This is a genomic window from Bordetella sp. MIP270_01_BMS, from assembly GCF_054958705.1.
On record NZ_CM143297.1, the window covers coordinates 1,170,227 to 1,192,887 of the forward strand.

General features: G+C 64.3%; 21 protein-coding genes. 1 reads left to right on the top strand and 20 read right to left on the bottom strand.

Annotated elements, in window-relative coordinates:
- Positions 1-11 precede the first annotated feature (11 nt).
- The 17 genes from rpsU to ndk form a co-directional block, all read right to left on the bottom strand.
- Positions 12-224 (bottom strand): 30S ribosomal protein S21, encoded by a 213-nt coding sequence (gene rpsU / locus ACV17W_RS05410; RefSeq protein WP_462595413.1) that lies wholly within the window; start codon positions 222-224, stop codon positions 12-14.
- Between the two features lie 284 nt (positions 225-508).
- The gene (locus tag ACV17W_RS05415) at positions 509-1,054 is read right to left on the bottom strand and encodes a phosphoribosyltransferase (RefSeq protein WP_462595414.1); all 546 of its coding nucleotides are present in this window, start codon (positions 1,052-1,054) and stop codon (positions 509-511) included.
- A 107-nt stretch (positions 1,055-1,161) separates the two neighbouring features.
- Complete coding sequence (locus ACV17W_RS05420) at positions 1,162-2,457, bottom strand: adenylosuccinate synthase (protein WP_462595415.1); 1,296 nt, start codon at positions 2,455-2,457, stop codon at positions 1,162-1,164.
- A 75-nt stretch (positions 2,458-2,532) separates the two neighbouring features.
- Positions 2,533-3,690 (bottom strand): ATP phosphoribosyltransferase regulatory subunit, encoded by a 1,158-nt coding sequence (locus ACV17W_RS05425; protein ID WP_462595416.1) that lies wholly within the window; start codon positions 3,688-3,690, stop codon positions 2,533-2,535.
- A 174-nt stretch (positions 3,691-3,864) separates the two neighbouring features.
- Complete coding sequence (gene hflC, locus ACV17W_RS05430) at positions 3,865-4,755, bottom strand: protease modulator HflC (RefSeq protein ID WP_462595417.1); 891 nt, start codon at positions 4,753-4,755, stop codon at positions 3,865-3,867.
- Positions 4,756-4,772: 17 nt separating this feature from the next.
- Positions 4,773-6,062 (bottom strand): FtsH protease activity modulator HflK, encoded by a 1,290-nt coding sequence (hflK, locus tag ACV17W_RS05435; RefSeq protein WP_462595418.1) that lies wholly within the window; start codon positions 6,060-6,062, stop codon positions 4,773-4,775.
- A complete protein-coding gene (hflX, locus tag ACV17W_RS05440; RefSeq protein ID WP_462595419.1) occupies positions 6,028-7,134 on the bottom strand; it encodes a GTPase HflX in 1,107 nt (368 codons plus the stop codon). The genes hflK and hflX overlap by 35 nt, the downstream gene beginning before the upstream one ends.
- An 81-nt stretch (positions 7,135-7,215) precedes the next feature.
- A complete protein-coding gene (hfq, locus tag ACV17W_RS05445) occupies positions 7,216-7,452 on the bottom strand; it encodes an RNA chaperone Hfq (RefSeq protein ID WP_012248943.1) in 237 nt (78 codons plus the stop codon).
- A gap of 223 nt (positions 7,453-7,675) precedes the next feature.
- On the bottom strand, positions 7,676-8,746 hold the full coding sequence (hisC, locus tag ACV17W_RS05450) for a histidinol-phosphate transaminase (protein WP_462595420.1): 1,071 nt from the start codon (positions 8,744-8,746) through the stop codon (positions 7,676-7,678).
- Between the two features lie 3 nt (positions 8,747-8,749).
- Positions 8,750-10,108 carry a ribosome biogenesis GTPase Der gene (gene der / locus ACV17W_RS05455; RefSeq protein ID WP_462595421.1) on the bottom strand — a complete coding sequence of 453 codons (1,359 nt, stop codon included), beginning with the start codon at positions 10,106-10,108 and terminating at the stop codon, positions 8,750-8,752.
- A gap of 22 nt (positions 10,109-10,130) precedes the next feature.
- A complete protein-coding gene (gene bamB, locus ACV17W_RS05460; RefSeq protein ID WP_462595422.1) occupies positions 10,131-11,288 on the bottom strand; it encodes an outer membrane protein assembly factor BamB in 1,158 nt (385 codons plus the stop codon).
- Positions 11,289-11,292: 4 nt separating this feature from the next.
- Positions 11,293-11,931, bottom strand: a complete 639-nt coding sequence (locus ACV17W_RS05465) for a YfgM family protein (protein WP_462595423.1) — start codon at positions 11,929-11,931, stop codon at positions 11,293-11,295.
- 1 nt (position 11,932) lies between these two features.
- Complete coding sequence (hisS, locus tag ACV17W_RS05470; RefSeq protein WP_462596471.1) at positions 11,933-13,219, bottom strand: histidine--tRNA ligase; 1,287 nt, start codon at positions 13,217-13,219, stop codon at positions 11,933-11,935.
- A 59-nt stretch (positions 13,220-13,278) separates the two neighbouring features.
- A complete protein-coding gene (ispG, locus tag ACV17W_RS05475; RefSeq protein ID WP_462595424.1) occupies positions 13,279-14,565 on the bottom strand; it encodes a flavodoxin-dependent (E)-4-hydroxy-3-methylbut-2-enyl-diphosphate synthase in 1,287 nt (428 codons plus the stop codon).
- An 11-nt stretch (positions 14,566-14,576) separates the two neighbouring features.
- Complete coding sequence (locus tag ACV17W_RS05480; RefSeq protein ID WP_462595425.1) at positions 14,577-15,071, bottom strand: helix-turn-helix domain-containing protein; 495 nt, start codon at positions 15,069-15,071, stop codon at positions 14,577-14,579.
- Positions 15,068-16,210 (bottom strand): dual-specificity RNA methyltransferase RlmN, encoded by a 1,143-nt coding sequence (gene rlmN, locus ACV17W_RS05485; RefSeq protein WP_462596472.1) that lies wholly within the window; start codon positions 16,208-16,210, stop codon positions 15,068-15,070. The genes ACV17W_RS05480 and rlmN overlap by 4 nt, the downstream gene beginning before the upstream one ends.
- 28 nt (positions 16,211-16,238) lie before the next feature.
- A complete protein-coding gene (gene ndk / locus ACV17W_RS05490; protein WP_012248934.1) occupies positions 16,239-16,664 on the bottom strand; it encodes a nucleoside-diphosphate kinase in 426 nt (141 codons plus the stop codon).
- A 301-nt stretch (positions 16,665-16,965) separates the two neighbouring features.
- On the opposite strand from ndk, the gene ACV17W_RS05495 reads away from it, so the two are divergent.
- Positions 16,966-19,851: a valine--tRNA ligase gene (locus ACV17W_RS05495; RefSeq protein WP_462595426.1), complete on the top strand. Its 2,886-nt coding sequence runs from the start codon at positions 16,966-16,968 to the stop codon at positions 19,849-19,851.
- A gap of 63 nt (positions 19,852-19,914) precedes the next feature.
- On the opposite strand, the gene ACV17W_RS05500 is transcribed toward ACV17W_RS05495, so the two are convergent.
- The 3 genes from ACV17W_RS05500 to ACV17W_RS05510 are packed head-to-tail and all read right to left on the bottom strand — an operon-like array spanning position 19,915 to position 22,597.
- The gene (locus tag ACV17W_RS05500; RefSeq protein ID WP_462595427.1) at positions 19,915-21,204 is read right to left on the bottom strand and encodes an NAD(P)/FAD-dependent oxidoreductase; all 1,290 of its coding nucleotides are present in this window, start codon (positions 21,202-21,204) and stop codon (positions 19,915-19,917) included.
- 11 nt (positions 21,205-21,215) lie between these two features.
- Positions 21,216-21,947: an amino acid ABC transporter ATP-binding protein gene (locus ACV17W_RS05505; RefSeq protein WP_462595428.1), complete on the bottom strand. Its 732-nt coding sequence runs from the start codon at positions 21,945-21,947 to the stop codon at positions 21,216-21,218.
- Positions 21,944-22,597 carry an amino acid ABC transporter permease gene (locus ACV17W_RS05510; protein ID WP_462595429.1) on the bottom strand — a complete coding sequence of 218 codons (654 nt, stop codon included), beginning with the start codon at positions 22,595-22,597 and terminating at the stop codon, positions 21,944-21,946. The genes ACV17W_RS05505 and ACV17W_RS05510 overlap by 4 nt, the downstream gene beginning before the upstream one ends.
- Between the last annotated feature and the right edge of the window lie 64 nt (positions 22,598-22,661).

Genomic DNA, 22,661 nt, shown 5'->3' on the forward strand with positions numbered 1-22,661 from the left:
AATCAGGCAAATCAGAACATGCGGGGAGGCAGTTGCTGGCTACGAATCCGCTTGTAGTGGCGCTTGACGGCGGCAGCATGCTTGCGCTTGCGCTCGGCCGTGGGCTTCTCGTAGAACTCGCGCGAGCGCAGTTCGGTGAGCAAACCGGTCTTTTCGATGGTGCGCTTGAAGCGGCGCAGGGCGGCTTCGAACGGTTCGTTTTCCTTGAGTCGGACAATAGGCATAAAGTGGCAGGCCTGCTTTTCGGGTAACAAAAAGGTTGAACACACAGGGCGCGTCGACTGCAAGCCCGGCATGGTCTGTTGGGTGATTTTTGTTCCGAATCGACAAAACGGCAACCGCCGCCACTACTTGACCCGGAAATCCGAAAACCCTTCAACAAACCACGCCTGCGCCCCGGCAACCCCTACGGGGTTTACTGGTAACCCGAGATTCTAACATGCAGACGCAAAATAGGCGAGACGCAAGTTCCAAGGGTGCAACAAGGGACCGCCGGATGGCGGCCCACTCAGGACGATTTCGAGCCTTTACGTATCCAGGCTTCCAGCTGATGGGGCCGCAGGCTGTCGTAGTCTTCGAAAGGCTGATGGATCCAGGGATTCGTGGGCAAGCGATCGACGTAATAATCGGGGGTGGCCTGAGAGTGGCCCTTCCACCACAGCACCGCACTGCGCAATTCGGTAATTTCAGGAAACTGGCTACGCAGATGGGCCTGCACGCGGTTGAAAGTAAGCCCCGTGTCCACCATGTCATCAACCAGCAGCACCCGCCCGGCCGGCGCGCCGCGGGTGATCGTGATGAACTTCGCAATATCGAGCTCGCCCTGCTTGGTACCGGCAGCCTCGCGGTAGCTGCTGGTGGCCAGGATGCCCAACGGCACATCGAATATGCGCGACATGACGTCACCTACGCGCACGCCCCCGCGCGCCAGGCAAAGTATGAGGTCGAACTTCCACCCGGACTGGTACACCTGCAGCGTGAGCCGCTCGATGAGACGGTTATAGGCGTCCCAGGTAACCCAGAGATGGCTGTCGTCGTTGGTGGGCGCGCTCATGGTAGCGGTGTCTCCAAGAATACGAAAAGGCCGCCCACCGGCATGGCCGGCGGCGGCCTCTAAATAATAACCCGTCGGGCGGATCGCCCGCCCGGGCCAGCTCCGGGTCAGCCCTTAAGCGGATGACGCAGTACGATGGTTTCGTTGCGATCGGGCCCGGTGGAAACCAGGTCGATGGGCACACCGCAGAGTTCTGCGACGCGCTCGAGATAGCGGCGTGCCGCGGCCGGCAATTTGGCGTAATCGGTGATGCCCACCGTGGACTCGGACCAGCCGGGCAATTCTTCGAGCACCGCCTCGGCCTGGGCCACCGCGTGCGCGCCATACGGCAGCACGTCACGGAATTCGCCGTTGACCCGATAGCCCACGCCCAGCTGGATGGTCTCGAGACCATCGAGCACGTCAAGCTTGGTGATGCACAGGCCGGTGATGCCGTTCAGACGGACCGAACGCTTGAGCGCGGCGCCGTCGAACCAGCCACAGCGGCGCGGGCGGCCCGTGACCGAACCGAATTCTTTGCCGATGGTGGCCAGGCGCGTGCCGATTTCATCGACCAGCTCGGTGGGGAACGGACCGGATCCCACGCGAGTGGTGTAGGCCTTGGTGATACCCAGCACGTAGTCAAGGGACTGCGGGCCCACGCCGGCGCCGGCCGAAGCGGCCCCGGCCAGGCAGTTGCTGCTGGTGACGAACGGATAGGTGCCATGGTCGACGTCCAGCAGCGCGCCCTGCGCGCCTTCGAACAGCAGGCGTTGGCCCGCCTGCTGCATGGCGTACAGATTGCTGGACACGTCCTGCACCATGGGGGCGATGGCGGGAGCCAGGGCCATGGCCTGGTCGCGCACCTCTTCGGCCGACACGGCGGGTGCCCCCAGGTATTGGGTCAGGACGAAATTGTGATAATCGAGCAACTCGGCGAGCTTTTCATCGAACAGTTGCGGGTTGAACAGGTCCTGGACCCGCAAGGCGCGGCGCGCGATCTTGTCCTCGTACGCGGGACCGATGCCGCGGCCGGTGGTGCCGATCTTGCCTTCACCCTTGCGAGCTTCGCGCGCCTGGTCGACGGCGATGTGGTACGGCAGGATCAGAGGACAGATCTCGGAGATCTGCAGGCGTGACCGTACATCCAGTCCGGCGGCCTCGAGCTCTTCGATTTCGCGCAGCAGCGCTTCGGGTGACAGCACCACGCCATTGCCGATGAAACAAGTGACACCGGGATGCATGATGCCCGAGGGGATCAGGCGCAGAATGGTCTTCTTGCCGTTGATCCATAGCGTATGACCGGCGTTGTGGCCGCCCTGGAAGCGCACCACGCCCTGGACCGACTCGGCCAGCCAGTCGACGATCTTGCCTTTGCCTTCGTCACCCCACTGGGTGCCGATAACCACTACGTTCTTGCTCATTGTGCGAATCAATATCGAGTTTCTCGGGAAATCCGGAAATCCCCCTGCGGCCCTCTTGCGAAAAGAGGGAGTCAGTTACAGCGTTCGGACCGTCCACGCACCGTCGTGCAGCGCGAGCTCACGGTCGCAGATGAATTCATCCTGGCTTTGCTGCTGCCCGGGCAAGACCTGAACCACGATTTCGCCGCCTTGCCGCAAGCGGCGCACGGCGGCAACCAGGGCCGCGTCCTGGCCCCATGGCGCACGGATGGCCCGGGCGCGGCCCGCGGGCGGCAAGCCACGCGCCAGTTTGCGCAGATCGAGGCTGAAGCCCGTGGCGGGACGCGCCCGGCCAAAGGCGCGGCTGACGTCATCGTAGCGACCGCCGCTGACCAGCGCATCGTGCCAGCCTTCGGCGTACAGTGCGAACGTGACGCCGGAATGGTAGCCATAGCCGCCGATATCGGCCAGATCGACACCCAGCTCGACTTCGGGCATGGCATCGACGATGGCCTGCAGCGCGTCGAGCGCCGCCGCGACACCCGGCAGCGTGGGAAGATCCTGGCGCGCCTGCTGGATGACTTCAGGTCCCCCATAAAAACCGGGCAGCCGCTGCAGCGCGGCGAGGGTGTCGGGGCGGATGGCGCAATCGTTGCGGGCAAGCTCGGCCAGGCCCGGGACGTCTTTTTCGCGCAGCAGCAGAATGATTTGCGAGGCGCACGCAGCGGCGGCCGGGTCGGCGTCAAGGATGGCGCGTACCACGCCCGGATGACACAGATCGAGGCGTGGGTGGCGAACTCCCGCAGTGGCCACGGTATCGAGCACCAGCGACAGGATTTCGAGATCGGCTTCGAAACCGGCGTGACCGTAGATCTCGGCGCCGATCTGCAGCAATTCACGACTGGAAAGCAGGTCGGCGGGTTGGGCGTGCAAAACATTGCCGCAGTAGCACAGCCGCGTCACCCCTGCCCGGTTGAGCAGGTGCGCGTCGATGCGGGTGACTTGCGGCGTCATGTCGGCGCGCACGCCGAGAGTACGGCCAGACAGCTGATCGACCAGCTTGCAAGTCAGAAGATCGAGGTCGCTGCCGGTACCGGACAACAACGAATCGATGTATTCGACCAGGGGCGGCGCCACCAACTCGAAGCCATACGTACGGTACAGATCGAGAAGCTCGCGGCGCAGTTCCTCGATACGCCGGGCCTCGGCGGGAAGCACGTCGGCGAGGCTCTCGGGCAGCAACCAGTTACCCATGAGTTATTACCTGAATGACACCTGAAATGCGTGGGCAACGCCCAAAACAAAGCGGCTGAGAGGGCGTAAGCCCGCTCAGCCGCTGCGGAATGTTTTCTAGCTTACGCGGTATTGTACATGGTTTGGCGGCCACTGCAGGGTGCCCGCGCAGGCACCCCACCCCGCTGCGCCCGCTTATTGGGCAGGCGCGGGTCGTTGCCCCATTGAATTCTTCATGTACTGGAAGTATTCCGAACTGGGGTCGACCACAAGCACGTCGCCGGAACCGGAGAACGACGAGCGGTAGGCCTCCAGGCTCTTGTAGAACGAGTAGAAGTCGGGATTCTTGCCAAACGCCTCGGCGTACATCGCGCTGGCTTCGGCATCGCCCTGCCCCATGATGGCCTGGGCTTTCGCGTAGGCCTCGGCCAGGATGACCTCGCGCTGGCGATCGGCTTCGGCGCGGATTTTCTCACTTTCGGCCGCCCCGATGGACCGCAGTTCGTTGGCCACCCGGGTGCGCTCGGCTTCCATGCGGCGATAAACCGATTCGGAAATCTCGGGCGCGAACTCGATACGGCGCAAGCGTACGTCGACCACATCGACACCGAGCGGTTCGGCGCGCTTGGCCACCGTGGTGAGGATCTCGCTCATGATCTTGTCACGCTCGGCGGACACGACCTCTTTGACCGTGCGCACGTTGACCGATGCGTTGAGCGCGTCCCGGATCTGGGCCTGCAGGCGCTCTTGCGCGGCACGCTCGTTACCGCCGAATGTGACGTAGTAGAGACGCGGATCGGCGATGCGCCATTTGACGTAGGAGTCGATCAGCAGGTTCTTCTTTTCGGAAGTCTGGATGCGCTCAGCGTCGTTGGACTCGATGGTCAGTATGCGCTTGTCGAGCGTGACGACGTTCTGGAACGGCGGCGGCGCCTTGAAATACAGGCCGGGTTCGCTGATGACCTTGCGGACTTCACCCAGCGAAAACACCAGGGCGTAATCGCGCTCGCGCACGATGAACACCATGGAAGAAAGTGCGGCCACCACCAACAGGAGGCCGACCAGGATAGGCATGAAACGTTGCATGATCTGGGCTACTCCGGTTAGCGCGACAGGCGGTCGCGAGACAGCGTGTTGTTGCTGCTGCCATTATTGCCGGACGAGCTCGTGCCGGTGGTGCGTGGAGGTGGTTGCGGGACAGTGGGCTGGCTGGCGCCAGGCAATGCCGTCGGCTTGACCTGCACGTCACGGGCGGTCTGCTGCATGATCTTGTCGAGCGGCAGGTACAGCAGGTTGTTGCTGCTCTGGGTGTCGACCATGACCTTGCTGGCACGCGAGAAGATCTGCTGCATGGTTTCGAGATACATGCGCTCGCGCATGATTTCCGGCGCCTTCTCGTATTCGGCCAGGATACTCGTGAAGCGCGCGGCGTCACCGCGGGCATCGCCGATGACCTTGGCCTTGTAACCTTCGGCCTGCTCGTTCATGCGTGAGGCCTGGCCGCCCGCCATGGGGATGACCTGGTTGGCATACGCCTGCCCTTCGTTGATCTGGCGTTCGCGGTCCTGGCCCGCCTTGACGGCATCATCGAACGCGGCCTGCACCTGCTCGGGCGGCTGCACGTTCTGGATGGCCACAGTGCTGACCTGGATACCGGATTTGTAACGGTCAAGGATTTGCTGCATCAGGTTCTGGACTTCGACAGCGACCTCGGTACGGCCCTCGTACAGGACGAAATCCATGGGCTTCTTGCCGACGATCTCGCGCATGGCCGTTTCGGCAGCCTGGCGCACGGATTCGTCGGGATCGCGCATATTGAACAGATAATCGGGAGCGCCGTCGGCGCGCAGCCGGTACTGCACCACGAACTGCATGTCGACGATGTTTTCGTCGGTGGTGAGCATCAGGGCTTCGGGCAACACTTTATTGCGCGAGCCGCCGCGGAATCCGACCTCGAAGGTACGCAGTTGCGAAATATTGACGGTTTCGGCGTCCTGGATGGGGTACGGCATTCTCCACTGGAAGCCCGGCGTGGCCGTGCTCTTGTATTTGCCGAACTGTGTCACCACCGCGACTTGGCCTTCCTGGACGATGAAGAAGCCGCTGGCAAGCCACAACAGAACCAGTACGAGCGCGATGACGCCCATTCCGATCCGGGTGCCGCGTGGCGAAGGGGGCGTCATCGAGCCCCGGTTGCCGGGACGATTGCCGCCGCCCCCGCCCTTGCGTCCGAACAAGGATCCAATACGGTTGTTGAAGTCGCGCCAGACCTCGTCGAGATCGGGCGGACCGTCATTATTACCCCGTGGGCGTCTAGGCGGCTCGGAACCATTGTTGTTGCCGCGACCCCAGCCTGGGTCATTCAGATTGAAGAGTTTGATAATTCGAGGCATTGTTTCCCACAATCTGGCCGATCTCTGCAATTGCCCCGCGCAACGCATCCAGACCGGCGCGCTCGGTAGCGCTTACGAATACTCGCGCAATCGTACCATGCGCATCACGCTCGACCCGGGGGTCGAGGCCGGCGCGGTCGATCTTGTTGTGCACCAGAATGGTGGGGATCGAACCCGCACCGATTTCGACCAGCACCTTGTTGACCTCGGCAATCTGCTCGTCGCGTTGCGGACTGGCCGCGTCTACCACGTGCAGCAGCACATCGGCGTGGATGGTTTCTTCCAGCGTTGCGCGGAAGGCGGCGATGAGGTTGGGTGGGAGGTCGCGGATGAAACCGACCGTGTCGGACAGCACCACCGACCCCGTACCCTCGATCCAGATGCGCCGCGTGGTGGTGTCGAGCGTGGCGAACAACTGATCGGCCGCGTAGGCGCCGGCGCGGGTCAGGGCGTTGAACAACGTGGATTTGCCGGCATTGGTGTAACCGACCAGTGACACCGAGAGCGCACCGCCCCGGGCTCGGGCGCGCCGCTGGGTGACGCGCTGGCGTTCGACGCGGTCAAGGCGTTCGCGCAGCATCTTGACCTTGGCACCGATCATGCGGCGGTCCATTTCGAGCTGGGATTCGCCCGGCCCGCGCATGCCGATACCCCCGCGCTGCCGCTCCAGGTGAGTCCAGAGGCGAGTGAGGCGGGTGACCAGATGCTGGAGCTGCGCGAGCTCGACCTGCAGCTTGCCTTCGTGACTTTTTGCCCGCAGCGCAAAGATATCGAGGATGAGCGCAACCCGGTCGACCACGCGCAGGTGGAACTCGCGCTCGAGGTTACGCTGCTGAGCCGGCGACAGGGGCTGGTCGAACAGGACAATGTCGGCCAGCAAGGCGCCGGCGGTGGCCACGGCCTCCTGGACCTTGCCCGACCCGATGAAGAACTTGGCATCGGGACGGTCGCGGCGCACCGTGACGCTGCCGACGATTTCGGCCCCCGCCCCGCTCGCCAGCATGGCGAATTCTTCGGCGTGGGCGGTGAAGTCGGGATTGCCCAGGTCGACACTGATGATCAGTGCGCGCATGAGTTTGCCCCCTTACAGCGAAAATGCCCGCCAACACGAACCGTGTGGCGGGCAGGAAAAGGTACAGCCGGAGCCTGGGAATTATTCAGCGGGAACATCCACCTGGAAATTGACAGCGCGTGCGGGTACGACGGTGGAGATGGCGTGCTTGTAGACCATCTGGGTAACGGTATTGCGCAGCAGCACGACGTACTGATCGAACGATTCAATCTGCCCTTGCAGCTTGATGCCGTTCACCAGATAGATGGACACGGGAACGTGTTCTTTACGCAGCGTGTTCAGAAACGGATCTTGCAGAGTTTGCCCTTTATTGCTCATTGGCCAGGCTCCAATTAATTGTTTTGAGTGGTGGCAGACGCCGAGATATGTACTCTACAGGGTTTTCCCGGGCCGTGCCACTCGGCCCGTCGGGCAATTTCTTTCATAAGGTGTCTGCCCGCAAACGAGCGCGCGACGGCCCAGACGCGCGCCCGGGCGCGCAGGGGCAGCCTGCCGCCGGCCTGGCTTCGCGCCGCTGCCAGCCGGTGCAAAACGGCTTGGATCAGGCGAGGATCGCCTTCAGCGCCTCGATCAGGCGCGAGCACTGGGCCTCGGTTCCGACGGTGATGCGCATGAACTGGTCGATCCGCGGCTGCTTGAAATGCCGCACGATGATATTGCGCTCGCGCAGTGCAGTGGCCAAGGCCGCGCCGTCGTGGCCGGGATGGCGTGCAAACACGAAGTTCGCGGCCGAAGGCAGCACCTGGAATCCCAGTTCGTGCAGTTGCGCCGACAGGGCGTCGCGCATGGTCATGACAGCCTGTCGAGTACGCTCAAAATAAGCCGTATCCTCGATAGCCGCCACGGCGCCTGCCTCGGCCAGCCGATCGACGGGATAGGAGTTGAAGCTGTTCTTCACCCGTTCCAGCGCCTCGATGAGCACCCGGCTGCCAATGGCGAAGCCGACGCGCAATCCGGCCAGCGCCCGCGATTTGGATAGCGTGTGGACCACCAGCAGATTGTCGTACCGGGACACCAGCCCTACCGCGGACTCGCCGCCGAAATCGACATAGGCTTCGTCGACCACGACCACGGCATCTGGATTACCCGCCACGATGCGCTCGACGTCGGCGAGGGGCAGCGCCCGGCCGGTCGGCGCATTGGGGTTCGGGAATATGATGCCGCCCGCCTGGCGCCCCGCAGTCGGCAGGTAATCTTGCACATCGATACAGAAATCTTCGGTCAGCGGTACCGCCTGCCCATTGATCTGGTACAGGCCGCAGTACACCGGGTAGAAGCTGTACGTGATATCGGGATACAGCAGTGGACCGTCGTGCTTGAGCAGGGCCTGGAAGGCATGTGCGAGCACCTCGTCGGATCCGTTGCCGACGAATACCTGTTCGGGCGAGACCTTGTAATTGGTGGCGATGGCCTGCCGCAGGCGGTCGGAAGACGGGTCAGGATACAGCTTGAGCGAGTCGTCGCACGCTGCCCGCAACGCCTGCAGCACCTTGGGCGACGGGCCGAAGGGGTGCTCGTTGGTATTGAGCTTGACCAGGTCTTGCAGCTTGGGCTGTTCGCCCGGCACATAAGGACTGAGTGTCCCTACGACGGGACTCCAGTAGCGGCTCATGGATCAGTTTTCCTGCGCGTAAGGGTTGCGCGATGATTTGAATTCGATGCGCAAGGGCGTACCAGCAAGCTTGAAGGCCGCACGGAAGCGCGTTTCCAGATAACGTCGGTATGAGTCGGGGATGGCGTCGAGTGCGTTGCCATGAATCACGACCAGCGGCGGGTTCTGTCCGCCCTGGTGCGCGTAGCGCATCTTGGGACGGAAGATGCCCTTGCGTGGCGGCGGCTGCTGTTCGACGGCTGCCTGCAGTTCGCGGGTGAGCCTGGGGGTGGAGAGCTTGGCGAACGCCGCGGCATGCGCGGCCACGACCGACTTGAGCACCGGCTTGATGCCCTGGCCTTTCAGGGCCGAAGTCGTGTGTACGGGAGCGAAAGACAGAAACCGCAGCTTGCGCTGGAATTCGCGTTCGATGCGCTCGCGCTGGTCGGCGTCCAGCCCGTCCCATTTGTTGATGGCCACGACGACCGCCCGGCCGGTTTCGAGCACGAAGCCGGCGATATGGGCGTCTTGCTCGGAGACTTCGGACTGGGCGTCCAGCATGAGCAGCACGACGTTGCTGGCCTCGATGGCCTGCAGGGTCTTGATGACCGAGAATTTCTCGACGGCCTCGAAGACCTTGCCGCGGCGGCGCAAGCCGGCGGTGTCGATCAGCGTGAACTTGCGCCCGTCGCGTTCGAAGTCGATTTCGATGGCGTCACGCGTGGTGCCCGGCAGATCGAAGGCGATGACGCGCTCTTCGCCCATCAGCGTGTTGATCATGGTGGACTTGCCCACGTTGGGTCGCCCCACGATGGCCAGCTTGATGCGATGGTCAACCGGCTGGTCGGCCGCGGCATCGGGATCGAGCTCGGGTTCGGGCTCGGCGAGCCCCTTCAGGGCCTCTTCGATGAGATCGACGATGCCGTCGCCGTGCGCAGCGGAGATGGGATGCGGCGTGCCCAGGCCCAGCTCGTGGAATTCGCCGGTGGCGCTGCCCACGCCCATACCTTCGGCCTTGTTGACCGCCAGCACGACGCGTTGCTGCCCCGACTTGCGCAGCAACCGGGCTATGTCGTGGTCATGGGCATTCACGCCGGCACGCGCATCCACCAGGAATACGACGACATCGGCCTCGGCAATGGCCTGGCGAGTCTGGCGTGCCATCTCGCGCAGGATGCCAGTCTTGGCCACGGGCTCGAACCCCCCTGTATCGATGACGATGAAGGGAGTTTCGCCTACCCTGCCCTCGCCGTAGTGCCGGTCGCGCGTGAGGCCGGAGTAATCGGCAACCAGCGCTGCACGCGACCGCGTCAGGCGATTGAAGAGGGTCGACTTGCCCACATTGGGGCGACCGACCAGGGCAACGACAGGCTTGAAAGACACGGTAGGGCTGGCAGTTTGAAAGTTAGTTGGTGCCGAGCAGCACAATATTGCCATTGCCGTTCTGTACCAATACGCCCTGGGGCGTGGTCTGCAATGGCGAGATGATGGCGCCGCCGCCCACCGACAGGCGCGCCAGGAGGCCGCCGTCGCTGCGCGACAGGAAATGGACGTAGCCGTCGAGGTCGCCGACCGCGATGGCTCCACCCAGCGGCGCGGGCGAAGTGAGCTGACGGTTCTTCAGGGCTGCCTGTTTCCAGACATTGGTGCCGCTGTCCAGGGCAAACGCGCTGACCACGCCGTGCTGATCGGGCGCATAGGCGAACTGCCCGTCAAGCGCCATGCCGCTGGAGCTGGAGAAGTCCTTGGCCCACAAGGGACGCCCCCCTTGGGTGACATCGAAGCACACGATGCGGCCCTGGTATGCCACCGCGCACAGCAGGTTGCCGGCAATGCGCGGTGCGCCGACGACGTCGGTCAGGCGTTCGAGGTCGCTGGCACCGCGAGGTGTGGCCACCGTGCCTTCCCACTGAACGTTGCCGCTGCCGACGTTGATGGCCAGCAGCTTGCCGCCGGGCAGGCCGGTAATGACCAGGCCTTCGGCCATGACCATCTGGGCGTTGCTGCGCAGGGCCAGCGCCGGGCCGGGGCGCTGCAGGCTCCAGAGGCGTTCGCCGGTTTCGATGTTGAATGCCTGAATGCGGTAGTCGCCGCTGCGCACGACGACCGCGCCGTAGCCGACGACGGGCGCAATGGACACGTCGCTGGAGGCCTGTGCTTTCCACTTGACTTTGCCAGTGTCGTCAAAGGCGATGACCTCGCCCAGCGGGGAAGCGACCACGGTGGTGCTGCCGTCGCTGCCCACCCCTGCCGACAGCTTGGTGTCGGCCGAGGCCTTCCAGAGCACGCGGCCGGTGGCTAGATCGAGCTTGGCGACGGATCCGTTGGGCGTGGCGGCGTAGACCGCGTCGTCGACGACGGCCGGCACGAAACCGTAGCCCGAACCACTGCCGACCGAAGTGGACCAGATCGTGCGGACCGACATGCCCGGCGCGTATTCGGTCAGCGGCGCCGGCTCGTAGCGATCATCGTTGCTGGAGAACATCGAGCAGCCGGCCAGAGTCAGCAAGCCGGCGGCGAGGGCGATGCCGCGCAACACGCGGCCAGGACGGAAGTTACGCATACGTTCAGGCTCCGCTGAGGGCATCCAGTTTCAGTTGCACCGCCTGACGCAAGGGCTCGGTGGTGGCCAGACCGTCGAGCGCTGCCTGCCACGCTTTGCGGGCGTCTTCGTGCTTACCCTGGGCCGCCAGGATATCGCCACGGCGATCAGCGTAGAGGGCCGCGAAGGCTGGCGGGGCATTGTTGAGCTGACCCAGCGCGGCGTCGTATTGCTTCTGGTCGAGCAGCAGCCCCGCCAGCCGCACCCGCGCAACGGGCTGCAGAGCGGCATGGGTCGACTGCCCGGCAAGCCATTCGAGTTGCTCGCGGGCGGCGGCGGCATCGTTCTGTTGCTCGAGGGCGTGTGCCGCCACCAGCGCGCCGCGCGCGGCATAGCCGGTGGATGCGTAGTCGGTGCGCAGCGTCGAGGCGGCGGCCTTGATGCGAACGACCGAATCGGGGCCACCGAGGCGGGCGGCGTCTTCGAGCGCCTCGAAATAGCCCATGGCCTGATTCGCGCGATGTGATTGATAGGCCTTCCAGCTCCACCAGCCGCCCCAGGCGAGCGCGATAACGGCCGCCAGCGTGGCCACCAGGGTGCCGTAGCGGGCCCACCAAGCCTTGATTGCGTCGAGTTTTTCCTGTTCTTCGAGATCGTATGCCATGCTAACCCTTGGTTTTCAAAACGTCGGCCAGACGGTCCAGCGGCACCAGCTGCTGCGAGCCTTCGCCGGCTGCATCGGCACGCAAGAACTTGACGCTGGCGTTGCCGGCGGCCACTTCATCGCTGCCAAGAATAACCGCAACCCGTGCGCCGCTGGCATCGGCCCGCTTGAATTGCGATTTGAAGCCGGCCGAGCCGGCGTGCACGATGACCGACAGACCGGCATCGCGCAGTTGTTCGCCCACGCGCGCGGCAACGCGCTGGGCCCGCGGCCCCTGGTGCACGACATAGACGTCGCATTCGGGCACGGCAACCGCGGGGGCCACCTGCTGCCAGAGGTCGAGCAGCCGTTCCATGCCTATGGCGAAACCCACGGCGGGCGCGGGCTTGCCGCCCAGCAACTCGATCAGGCCATCGTAGCGCCCGCCCCCGCACACGGTACCCTGGGCCCCCAGGCGATCGGTGACCCACTCGAATACGGTCAGGTTGTAGTAATCGAGACCGCGCACCAGCCGCGGGTTGAGACGGTATTCGATGCCTGCGTCAGCCAGCAGCGCGCACAATCCGTCGAAGTGCGCGCGAGACTCGTCGCCCAGGAAGTCGATCATCTGCGGCGCAGTGTCGGCCATGGCCTGCATGGCGGGGTTCTTGGTGTCGAGCACCCGCAGCGGGTTGGAGTAAAGCCGTCGCTGGCCGTCTTCGTCCAGGACATCGCGGTGACGTTCCAGGTGGGCGATGAGCGCCGCGCGGTGGGCCGCCCGCTCGGCAGGCTGGCCCAGGGAATTCAGCTCGAGTCGGATATCGGTGAGCCCCAGCATTTTCCAGAGCCGGGCCAGCATGACGATGAGTTCGGCATCGACGTCGGGGCCGGAGAAGCCAAGCGCTTCGACGTCGATCTGGTGAAACTGCCGATAGCGGCCGCGCTGCGGGCGTTCGTGGCGAAAGACGGGTCCGATGCTGTAGACGCGCTGCGGCCTGTCGTAGAGCAAGTTGTGCTCGATACTGGCGCGCACCACGCCGGCGGTCATTTCGGGCCGCATCGTCAGCGAATCGCCATTGAGCGCGTCGGTGAAGGAGTACATCTCTTTTTCGACGATGTCGGTGACTTCGCCGATGCCGCGCGTGAAGAGCCGCGTGTGCTCGAGCACGGGCGTACGCAGGTTGCGATAGCCGTACGCCTGCAACCAGCCCCTTACCAGGTCTTCGAATTGTTCCCAGCGCGCGCCATCGCCAGGCAGTACGTCATTCATGCCGCGAATGGCGGCAACCTTCTGGAAAGCTTGCGTCATCTTCTTCATGCCGCGATGGCTCGCACCGGGGGGCGCGCCTGGCGGCTCAACCCTTGTTTTCAGTGATTGGCCTGCGCGCCATAGCGGCGCGCGACGTAGTCTTCGACAATGTTCTGGAATTCTTCGGCGATATGGTCGCCCTTCAGGGTGACCGTGCGTTCGCCGTCGATGAATACCGGCGCGGCCGGCACTTCACCCGTGCCCGGCAGGCTGATGCCGATATCGGCGTGGCGGCTTTCGCCTGGCCCGTTGACCACGCAGCCCATGACCGCCACATTCATGCTTTCGACGCCGGGATAACTGGCACGCCACAGCGGCATCTGGCGCCGAAGGTACGACTGGATGCTGTCGGCGAGTTCCTGGAAGAACGTGCTGCTGGTGCGACCGCACCCCGGGCAGGCCACGACCATGGGCGTGAACGCCCGCAGATTCATGGTTTGCAGGATTTCCTGGGCCACGATCACTTCGCGCGTGCGGTCGCCGCCCGGCTCGGGCGTGAGTGAAATCCGGATGGTGTCGCCAATGCCCTGCTGCAACAGCACCGACAAGGCGGCGGTCGAGGCGACGATTCCCTTGCTGCCCATGCCGGCTTCGGTCAGACCCAGATGCAGCGGGTAATCACAGCGGGCGGACAGGTCGCGATAGACCGCGATGAGATCCTGCACGTGGCTCACCTTGCACGACAGGACGATGGCGTCGCCGCGCAAGCCGAGCTCTTCGGCGCGCAGGGCGTTGCTGATGGCCGACACGACCAGGGCATCACGCATGACGGCCTGGGCCTCCCAGGGCTGCGCGCGCCGACTGTTCTCGTCCATCTTGCGCGCCATGAGTTCGTGATCGAGGCTGCCCCAGTTCACGCCGATGCGCACCGGCTTGTCGTGACGGCACGCGACTTCGATCATCTGGGCGAAGTTGTCGTCACGGCGCTTGCCGCCTCCCATGTTTCCGGGGTTGATGCGGTACTTGGACAGAGCCTGGGCGCAATCCGGAAATTGGGTCAGCAGCTTGTGCCCGTTGTAGTGGAAGTCGCCCACGAGGGGGACCGAGACCCCCATGCGGTCGAGCTGCTCGCGGATCGCGATGACCTCGCGCGCGGCCTCGGGGGTGTTGACGGTGATGCGCACCATTTCGGAACCCGCCTGGGCCAATTCCTTGACCTGGATGGCGGTGCCGATGGCGTCGGCCGTGTCGGTGTTGGTCATGGACTGCACCACGACCGGCGCCGTGCCCCCGATGACGACTTGGCGGTCGCCCCATTTGACGACAACGGCGCGTGTGGCCCGGCGTGCAGCGGCACCCACTGCGGGCGGCGGTGCGTCGTGGCAAGGCGGAGACAACTCTTGCATGCGTCTACGGTTTACGGATTGGCCGAGGACGACCACCCGGACGGCAGCCAGTCGGCAGGCAGCCAGCCTTGCCAGAACGCGTAGGCAAGCAAGGCGACGAGGAGCGCAAGAATGATCAGCCACCAACCCCAGGGCATGCTGGCGCGGTCGTCGTCGTGCGGATGCACCGGAACCGCCATGGGGCGTGTACGAGGCGCCGGGCCAGGCCCCGATCCGATCTGGGCCTCGAGTGAAGCCACGATCGCGGTGGCGTCGGCGCCGAGCAGGCGTGCATAGCTGCGGATCAGGCCGCGCAGCGAGACACCGCCGGGCAACTTGCCCCATTGTTCGTTTTCGAGCGCCTGGATCTGGCGGGTTGAAAACTTGATGCGGCTGGAGACTTCTTCCAGCGACCAGCCCTTGGCCAGGCGCAAGGCCTGCAATGCCTGCCCCACCGTGGCGGCCTGGGTCTGCGCCTGCAACGGGGATACGCTTGCGTCGACAGCCGGATTGAGCTGTTGCGTCATGCCTGCACCTGTGCGATGGGGATGGTACGACCGGCGTTGCGCAAGGCCACGCGGGTGCGGTCGCGGACTTCTCCGGCCAGCTGGCCGCAGGCCGCGTCGATATCGTCGCCGCGCGTCTTGCGCACCGTGGTGACGATGCCGGCGTCCATGAGCCGCTGCGCGAACACACGTACGCGAGCCGCCGGGGAACGTTTCAGGCCCGATGCCGGAAACGGATTGAAGGGGATGAGGTTGAGCTTGCTGCGAACCTGGCGCGCCACCTGGATGAGCGCCCTGGCGTGCTCATCGGTGTCGTTGATGCCGTCGAGCATGCAGTACTCAAAGGTGATGAAGTCTCGCGGGGCGCTGGCCAGATAGCGCTCGCACGCGGCCAGCAGCTCGGCAAGCGGGTATTTCTTGTTGAGCGGAACGAGTTCGTTGCGCAACGCATCGGTGGGCGCATGCAGCGAAACCGCAAGCGCCACCGGGCAGTCGTTGGCAAGGCGGTCCATCATGGGAACCACGCCCGAAGTGGACACCGTGACGCGCCGGCGCGACAGGCCGTAGGCATTGTCGTCGAGCATGAGGCGCAACGCGGGCAACAGCTGGTCGTAGTTGAGCAGGGGCTCGCCCATGCCCATCATGACGACATTGCTGACAACACGCGTGTCGTTGCCCGCCGCCCCGCCAAGCCGGGCCGTGCCGGCATCGGCCTCGAGGACGCGCTTGGCCCACCACAGTTGCCCGATGATCTCGCTCGCGGTCAGGTTGCGATTGAAACCCTGATGACCCGTGGAGCAGAAGCGACAGTTGACCGCGCAGCCCGCCTGGCTGGACACGCACAGCGTGCCGCGATCGTCTTCGGGAATGAAGACGGTTTCGATGGCATTGCCCTGCCCCACATCAAACAGCCACTTGCGCGTGCCATCTGAAGAGCGCTGCTCGGTATTCACCGGCAGCGCCTGGATACTGCAGTGCTGCGCCAGTTGCCCGCGGAAGTCACGGGCCAGGTCGGTCATGGCGTCGAACGAGTCTGCGCCGCGCTGGTGCATCCAGCGTTGCAACTGGCGAGCGCGAAACGGCTTGCCGCCCCATTGCCCGACCAGCTCGGACAAGGCGGCGCCATCGAGGCCCAGCAGGTTGACGCGTTCGGTTTCCATGACTTGCATCAGGCGCAGATTATCCGCTTCAACGGCTGTGGATATTGATTTCGGGGAAGAAGAACGCCACTTCGACGGCGGCGGTCTCGGCGGCGTCGGAGCCATGCACGGCATTGGCGTCAATGCTGTCGGCGAAATCGGCGCGGATGGTGCCCGGGGCGGCCTTCTTCGGATCGGTGGCGCCCATCAGGTCGCGGTTTTTCTGGATGGCGCCTTCGCCTTCGAGCACTTGCACGAATACGGGGCCTGACACCATGAAGTCGACCAGGTCTTTGAAGAAGGGGCGTTCTTTGTGGACGGCGTAGAAGCGCTCGGCGTCGGCGCGCGACAGTTGCTGCAGGCGCGCGGCGATGACCTTCAGGCCGGCATTTTCAAAGCGCGCGATGATCTGGCCGATGACATTCTTGGCGACGGCGTCGGGCTTGATGATCGAGAGAGTGCGTTCGACGGACATGGAAACTCCAAACTGGATTTGACTGTTTTTTCAGTGGCGGGTGCACGCCGCCGCGGCGTGCCGAACCGTGACTGAGTGCACGTCGGCGCGCCCCCGGCGCTGCGTTCCGGGACTGGATTCGAGACTGGACCCTTACCGGAAGGTTCCGGCGGCCGCCGTTTTCTTAATAAAAACAGGGACTTCTGAAAGGTTTACAGTAACCCGGCATTCTAACACGCCGTCAAGTCCCCAATACATCTTAAAATTGTGGGTTCGCCGAGCCTCGCGCAGGCCCTGCCCCCGTATTTGCCGGAACCCCGTAATGACCGACGCTGCAGCCAATTCCATGCCTGACACTGACTCCTCCGATCTGCCCAAGAGCTTCGAGCCCGCCGAGCTCGAGGCCCGCTGGTACGCCGAATGGGAGCGACGCGGCTACTTCGCCGCCGGCCAGCACGTAAAAACGGGGTCGGACCCCGAGCCTTACGTCATTCAGTTTCCGCCGCCCAACGTCACGGGCACGCTGCACATGGGCCACGCGTTCAACCAGACCATCATGGACGGGCTCGTGCGCTATCACCGCATGCGGGGTGACGACACCGTCTTCGTACCCGGCACCGACCACGCCGGCATCGCCACGCAGATCGTGGTGGAACGCCGCCTCGATGCCGAAAAGGTGTCGCGCCATGACCTGGGCCGCGAGAAATTCATCGAGAAAGTCTGGGAATGGAAGGAACAGTCCGGCAGCACCATCACCGGACAGGTACGCCGGCTGGGCGCCTCTGCGGACTGGCCGCGCGAGTACTTCACCATGGACGAGCGCATGTCGCGCGGCGTGGTCGAGACCTTCGTGCGGCTGTATCAGCAGGGGCTGATCTATCGCGGCAAGCGCCTGGTCAACTGGGACCCCAAGCTGCTGACGGCTGTGTCCGACCTCGAGGTGCAGTCGGAAGAGGTCGACGGCCACATGTGGCACATCCTCTATCCGTTCGTCGACGGCCCGCAGACCATTGTCGACAAGGACGGCCAGACTGTGACGCTGCGCGGCATGACCATCGCCACCACGCGGCCCGAAACCATGCTGGCTGACGGTGCCCTGTGCGTGCACCCGGACGACCCCCGTTACCAGCACCTGGTCGGCAAGATGGTCGAACTGCCCTTGTGCGACCGCAACATTCCGATCATTGCGGACGATTTCGTCGACCCCGAATTCGGCACGGGCTGCGTGAAGATCACGGGCGCCCACGACTTCAACGACTACGCGTGCGCGCTGCGCCACGATCTGCCCATGATCGTGATCTTCACGCTGGATGCGCATATCAACGAAAATGGCCCGAAGCAATTCCAGGGCATGGAGCGCTACGAGGCGCGCAAGGCCGTCGTGGCTCAACTGGAGGCCGAGAACTACCTGGTCAAGGTCGAACCACACAAGATGATGCAGCCCAAGGGCGATCGCACCGGAGTGGTGCTCGAGCCCATGCTGACCGACCAATGGTTCGTGGCCATGAGCAAGCCGGCGCCCGAAGGCACGCTGCACCCCGGCAAGAGCATCACCGACGTCGCGCTGGACGTGGTGGCCGACGGCAGCATCAAGTTCTATCCGGAAAACTGGACCACCATCTACAACCAGTGGCTGAACAACATCCAGGACTGGTGCATTTCGCGGCAGCTGTGGTGGGGCCACCAGATTCCCGCTTGGTATTCGGAAGACGGCCAGGTGTTTGTGGCGCATTCGGAAGCGCAAGCGGTGGAACAGGCGCGCGCCGCGGGCGTGACAGGGCCGCTGAAACGCGACCCTGACGTGCTGGACACCTGGTTCTCGTCTGCGCTGGTGCCGTTCACCACCCTGGGCTGGCCCGAACAGACGCCGGACCTGAAGCGATACCTGCCGTCCAGCGTGCTGGTGACGGGATTCGACATCATTTTCTTCTGGGTGGCGCGCATGGTCATGATGACCACCCACCTGACCGGACAGATTCCCTTCAAGCATGTCTATGTGCATGGCCTGATCCGCGATGCCGACGGCCAGAAGATGAGCAAGTCGAAAGGCAATACGCTGGACCCGGTCGATCTGATCGACGGCATCGACCTCGACGGTCTGGTGGCCAAGCGCACCTACGGACTGATGAACCCCAAGCAGGCCGGCGCCATCGAGAAAGCCACGCGCCGCCAGTATCCCGACGGCATTCCGGCCTTCGGTACCGATGCCCTGCGCTTCACCATGGCCGCGTACGCCACGCTGGGCCGCAACATCAACTTCGACCTGAAGCGCTGCGAGGGGTATCGCAATTTCTGCAACAAGCTGTGGAACGCGACCCGTTATGTACTGATGAACACCGAGGGGCACGAGCTCACCGGCGAACATCCTGCCGAGCTTTCGTTCGCCGACCGCTGGATCGTCAGCCAGCTGCAGCGCCTGGAAGCCGAAGTCGAACGCGGCTTTGCCGACTACCGCTTCGACAATGTGGCCAATGCGTTGTACCGCTATGTCTGGGACGAGTACTGCGACTGGTACGTTGAGCTCGCCAAGGTGCAGATCCAGCAGGGCACGCCGGCCCAGCAACTGGGTACCCGGCGCACACTCATCCGGGTGCTCGAAGCCGTGCTGCGCCTGGCGCATCCCATCATTCCCTTCATCACCGAGGCGTTGTGGCAAAAGGTATCGGTGGTGGCCGGCAAGCGTCAGCCAGACGTTCCCGACAGCGTGAGCGTGCAGCCGTATCCGCGCAGCAATGCCGATGCCATCGATACGGCGGCCGAGGCCGACGTGGCCGAGCTGAAGGCACAGGTGGAAGCCGTGCGCGCCTTGCGCGGAGAAATGGGGTTGTCGCCTGCCCAGCGCGTGCCCCTGGTGGCGCAGGGCGATGCGGCCACGCTCAAGCGCAACGGGCCTTATCTGGCGGCGCTGGCCAAGCTCAGCCAGGTTGACGTGGTCGACGCCCTGCCCGACGCCGGTGCACCCGTGCAGGTCGTGGGCAATGCGCGCCTGATGCTGCACGTGGAAATCGACGTGGCGGCCGAACGCGTGCGGCTCGACAAGGAGATTGCCCGCCTGGCGGCCGAAGCCGCCAAGGCAAGCGGCAAACTGGGCAACGCCAGCTTCGTCGAGCGCGCGCCCGCTGCCGTGGTTGAACAAGAGAAGGCGCGGCTGGCGCAGTTCAACGAAACCCTGGCCAAAGTGCGCGAGCAACGCGCGAAGCTGGGATGACGGCACCGCCGGGCATCGCCTGCATACGCGGGCCGACGCGCCGGCGCAATACGCCCGCCAGCGCTACACCCCTCCGTCGTTCATGCGGTACCAGGCGACGACGGCATTCACGTATACGCGGCGCAACGAATACAGCGGGAAGCCCTTGATGGGTGTAATGGGCACCGGCAGGGCTTCCGCGCCCTCTCCCGCCGTATAAGCGGCCAGCGCCCGGCCCATGGCCGTCTGCAGGCCGACGCCGCGACCCTGGCAACCGATGTCGATAAGCAGGCCCGGCTCCGGCTCGTGCAAGTGGGGAAGATAGTCGCGCGTGACCGCAACCCGGCCGCACCACCGATACTCGAACGGCATGCCCGCTGCCTGGGGAAACAGCTTGCCCACCACGCGCTCGAGATGCGCCCAATCCTGAGGGCCTTTGGGTTCCCGGAAAGGCCCGCGCCCGCCCATGAGCAGGCGCCCTTGATGGTCGAGCCGAAAGTACAGCAGCAGGTTGCGCGTATCCGAACACACGTGCCCCTGGGGAAGAATGGTGGCCTGCACGTCCTCGGGCAGCGGGCGGGTCGCGACCTGGAAAGTGTTCGCGTCGATAATGGACTGTTGCAGGCCGGGCCACAGATGTGTGCCGTAAGCGTTCGTGCACATCACGACACGCTGCGCCTGCACCTGGCCGCCGCTTTCGGTGGTGGCCGCCCAATGTGCGGCGTCGCGCTTCAGGCTGACGACCGGGGTGCCGCTGTGCACGCGCACGCCCGCCGCCATTGCCGCCCGGGCCAGGCCACGCACATAGCTCAGCGGCTGGATGGCGCCGGCCCGCGGGTCGACCCAGCCACCCAGGTAATGATCCGTGCCCAAGAGGGCCGCAATCTGGGCACGATCCAGCGCCTGCGCGCCCACGCCGTGGCGGACCCACTGCGCGGCTCGCCGATGCGCCACCTGCAGCGCCTCGTCGGTATGCGCCCCCTGTATCCAGCCGGCTCGCCTGCGCGGAACGTCCATGCCATGACGTTCGATCAGGCCGAACACTGTGTCGGCGGTGGAGCCGGCAAAGCGGATGAGCCTCTCGCCCTGCTGCGCGCCGTACATCTGGATGAGGTCGTCGGGGTCGTACTTGAGGCCCGGGATCACCTGCCCGCCATTTCGCCCCGAACCGCCGAAACCGATCTCGCGCGCCTCGAGCAGCAACGTATCGATTCCCCGCTCGGCCAGGTGCAGGGCCGTGCTGAGCCCGGCGTACCCGCCACCGATGACCAGCACGTCGGCGCGCGCCGAGCCTTGCAAAGGAGTGGTTTCAGGTGGCGGCGCGGCGGTGGCCGCCCATAACGAATGCGATAGCGGATATGGCGCATGCGCCATGAGGAGGCTCCTTACATGGGATGCAGCACGCGATGCAGGAAATCCTGGGTACGCGGATGCTGCGGTTGGTTCAGTACTTCCCGGGCGGCGCCCTGCTCCACCACGACGCCGCCATCGATGAAGAGCACGCGGTCAGCGACTTCGCGCGCGAAGCTCATTTCGTGCGTCACGACCACCATGGTCATGCCGGCCTCGGCAAGCTTGCGCATCACCCCCAGCACGTCGCCCACCAGCTCCGGGTCCAGCGCGGAAGTGGGTTCGTCGAAGAGAATGGCCTTGGGCTGCATGGCCAGCGCGCGAGCAATCGCCACCCGCTGTTGCTGCCCCCCCGACAATTGGGGCGGATGCGCGTGCTCTTTGTCTGCCAGGCCGACGCTGGCCAGCAGCTCGCGTCCGCGCTCGATGGCCTGGGCGCGCGGCTCTTTCTTGACGTACACCGGCCCTTCGATCACGTTTTCCAGCGCGGTGCGATGGGGAAACAGATTGAAGCGCTGGAACACCATGGACACCTGGGTACGGATCGACACGATCGACGGGGCGTCGCAATCGACCGGCACGCCATCGATCGTTATGCTGCCGCCGTTGTAGCGCTCGAGCCCGTTGATGCAGCGGAGTATGGTCGATTTACCCGAGCCCGATGGCCCGATGATGCAGACGACTTCCCCCTTGCTGACTTCGGCGTCAATGCCTTTCAGTACTTCGAGCTTGCCGAAGCTCTTGCGCACATCCTTCATCAGGATCATTTGAGCGTGCTCCTTTTTTCCAGATGCCGTACAAGCAGGATGAGCGGCACGCACATCACCAGGTACATCAGCGCCACCAGGCTGAAGACGGTGGCGTTCTTGAAGGTGGACACCGCGATCAGCTTGCCCTGCAATGCCAGCTCGGCCACCGTGATCGTGGACGCCTGCGAAGAATCCTTCAGCATCATGATCATGATGTTGCCATAGGGCGGCAGCACGATTTTCACTGCCTGGGGCAACACGACGCGGCGCATGGTCATGCTCCAGCTCATGCCCATGGCCATGGCGGCCTCGATCTGGCCACGGTCGATGGCTTCGATGCCGGCGCGGAAATTCTCTGCCTGGTAGGCGGAATACGCGATGCCCAGGCCTATGATCGCCGCCTGTACCGCGGTCAGCGCGATGCCCATGTCCGGCATCACGAAATAAATGTAGAAGAGCAGAACGATGATGGGTATGCCGCGCAGCACGTTGATCATGCCGGCGCTGAACTTGGCCAGGGGCTTGATGCCCGATACCCGCATCAGCGCCCACACCATGCCCAGCAGCGTGGACAACACCAGCGACCCGAAGGTCACCAGTATCGTCAGCGTGGCGCCCTGCAACAGAATCGGCAGGAATTCGCGCGCGTCGTTGTAAAACTCCATCATCGTTCAGTCCGTCCTGGTGGTGCTTCAATAACACCGGCGGCCGCCTGGGGCCGCCGGTCTGCCG

What these genes read in the sequence shown, in the direction of transcription:
- hflX (WP_462595419.1), bottom strand. Translation starts at nt 7,134, where the DNA reads ATGCGCGCACTGATCATCAGTGTCGACCTGGGCAATCCCGACTTCACC.
- hflC (WP_462595417.1), bottom strand. Translation starts at nt 4,755, where the DNA reads ATGCAACGTTTCATGCCTATCCTGGTCGGCCTCCTGTTGGTGGTGGCC.
- rpsU (WP_462595413.1), bottom strand. Translation starts at nt 224, where the DNA reads ATGCCTATTGTCCGACTCAAGGAAAACGAACCGTTCGAAGCCGCCCTG.
- hisS (WP_462596471.1), bottom strand. Translation starts at nt 13,219, where the DNA reads ATGACGCAAGCTTTCCAGAAGGTTGCCGCCATTCGCGGCATGAATGAC.
- ACV17W_RS05510 (WP_462595429.1), bottom strand. Translation starts at nt 22,597, where the DNA reads ATGATGGAGTTTTACAACGACGCGCGCGAATTCCTGCCGATTCTGTTG.
- bamB (WP_462595422.1), bottom strand. Translation starts at nt 11,288, where the DNA reads ATGCGTAACTTCCGTCCTGGCCGCGTGTTGCGCGGCATCGCCCTCGCC.
- ACV17W_RS05500 (WP_462595427.1), bottom strand. Translation starts at nt 21,204, where the DNA reads ATGGCGCATGCGCCATATCCGCTATCGCATTCGTTATGGGCGGCCACC.
- ACV17W_RS05505 (WP_462595428.1), bottom strand. Translation starts at nt 21,947, where the DNA reads ATGATCCTGATGAAGGATGTGCGCAAGAGCTTCGGCAAGCTCGAAGTA.
- hflK (WP_462595418.1), bottom strand. Translation starts at nt 6,062, where the DNA reads ATGCCTCGAATTATCAAACTCTTCAATCTGAATGACCCAGGCTGGGGT.
- ACV17W_RS05495 (WP_462595426.1), top strand. Translation starts at nt 16,966, where the DNA reads ATGACCGACGCTGCAGCCAATTCCATGCCTGACACTGACTCCTCCGAT.
- ACV17W_RS05425 (WP_462595416.1), bottom strand. Translation starts at nt 3,690, where the DNA reads ATGGGTAACTGGTTGCTGCCCGAGAGCCTCGCCGACGTGCTTCCCGCC.
- hfq (WP_012248943.1), bottom strand. Translation starts at nt 7,452, where the DNA reads ATGAGCAATAAAGGGCAAACTCTGCAAGATCCGTTTCTGAACACGCTG.
- ACV17W_RS05480 (WP_462595425.1), bottom strand. Translation starts at nt 15,071, where the DNA reads ATGACGCAACAGCTCAATCCGGCTGTCGACGCAAGCGTATCCCCGTTG.
- ispG (WP_462595424.1), bottom strand. Translation starts at nt 14,565, where the DNA reads ATGCAAGAGTTGTCTCCGCCTTGCCACGACGCACCGCCGCCCGCAGTG.
- rlmN (WP_462596472.1), bottom strand. Translation starts at nt 16,210, where the DNA reads ATGGAAACCGAACGCGTCAACCTGCTGGGCCTCGATGGCGCCGCCTTG.
- ndk (WP_012248934.1), bottom strand. Translation starts at nt 16,664, where the DNA reads ATGTCCGTCGAACGCACTCTCTCGATCATCAAGCCCGACGCCGTCGCC.
- ACV17W_RS05465 (WP_462595423.1), bottom strand. Translation starts at nt 11,931, where the DNA reads ATGGCATACGATCTCGAAGAACAGGAAAAACTCGACGCAATCAAGGCT.
- hisC (WP_462595420.1), bottom strand. Translation starts at nt 8,746, where the DNA reads ATGAGCCGCTACTGGAGTCCCGTCGTAGGGACACTCAGTCCTTATGTG.
- ACV17W_RS05420 (WP_462595415.1), bottom strand. Translation starts at nt 2,457, where the DNA reads ATGAGCAAGAACGTAGTGGTTATCGGCACCCAGTGGGGTGACGAAGGC.
- ACV17W_RS05415 (WP_462595414.1), bottom strand. Translation starts at nt 1,054, where the DNA reads ATGAGCGCGCCCACCAACGACGACAGCCATCTCTGGGTTACCTGGGAC.